General features: G+C 53.9%; 2 protein-coding genes. One reads left to right on the top strand and one right to left on the bottom strand.

What is annotated here, in order from left to right:
- Positions 1–20: 20 nt before the first annotated feature.
- Positions 21–503 (bottom strand): cupin domain-containing protein, encoded by a 483-nt coding sequence (locus PG5_RS32745; RefSeq protein WP_020801370.1) that lies wholly within the window; start codon positions 501–503, stop codon positions 21–23.
- A gap of 264 nt (positions 504–767) precedes the next feature.
- On the opposite strand from PG5_RS32745, the gene PG5_RS34655 reads away from it, so the two are divergent.
- Positions 768–967, top strand: a 200-nt coding sequence (locus PG5_RS34655; protein ID WP_042955997.1) for a hypothetical protein, incomplete at its 3' end; no start/stop codon positions are given.

The raw sequence follows: 967 nt of genomic DNA, 5'->3' as shown, positions 1-967 counted from the left end.
GCAAGCCGGCTCCTACAGGATTAGCGAGGATCGTCATGGCTATCCACATACTCAAGACCCAACGGACCCGTCCCGTAGACCTGCGAGATGTACTCACCTGATTTTGCCCAATGGAAGTGCGGCGTATTGGCCGGGAGTATCACGACGCTGCCCGGCCCGTAGGCAACCAGCTTGTCCGGATCGAAAACCGTTCCGAAGCCAATATAGAAAACACCGGACATGACGGTGTAGATACGATCTTCAGGATGAGTATGGGGCATTAATCGGGTGCCGTTGGGCACTTTGACTCGTACCACGTAGGGTGCTGGCTTGCTCGGGTCGCCGGCGATAACAGCCAGTTTTACCTCTTTGGGGAAGGCGGGGAAGCTGCGCCATTCCACGTCCTCATTATGCAAGGAAGCGGTTTTATCGAGTGGCAAGGGTTGTGCCTGAGTGGACGGCATGATTGCGCTTGCAACAAGAAGTGCTGCCAGGGCAGTTGTTTTCATAATGCGTTGAACCATGAGAGTCACCTTGACTACGCCATAAACAAATCGTCAGGCTGACTCTATGGGCGATTGGCGTTGATGATAACGATGTGATCGGGCATTACAGTTGATACGCAATGTAATCAATGCCCGGTGCCGCATCATCACGCTAACAAGGGGTCGCGAGCGGCCCCTATCAATCGCATCGATGTTCACCATCACTTCAATGAAGTTCTCTAAAAAAATCCGCGGCGTAACATCAGCTCCATACCAACCAACAACACCCCGGAGCACACGATCATGAAACGCCAGACCTTCCTCAGCATCGCTTTCTCGGTTTTCGCAGTTAACGCTTTTGCCGCTACCTCTGTTCAGCCTGTTGTCGCTGAAGGTGGCTCGGATCGTCTGATTGAAAGCCGAGTGGCCGAGGGTGGTTCGGATCGCTTGATCGAGAATCGCGTCGCAGCCGATGGTTCGGATCGCCTGCAAGGCAACACCGT

The organism is Pseudomonas sp. G5(2012) (assembly GCF_000408945.1).
GTDB lineage: Bacteria > Pseudomonadota > Gammaproteobacteria > Pseudomonadales > Pseudomonadaceae > Aquipseudomonas > Aquipseudomonas umsongensis.
The sequence above is the reverse complement of the archived record's forward strand: the minus strand, read 5'-3'. Positions and strand labels throughout refer to the sequence as shown.

Excerpts from the sequence above, each read along its gene's own strand:
- PG5_RS32745 (WP_020801370.1), bottom strand. The coding sequence starts at position 503 with ATGGTTCAACGCATTATGAAAACAACTGCCCTGGCAGCACTTCTTGTT.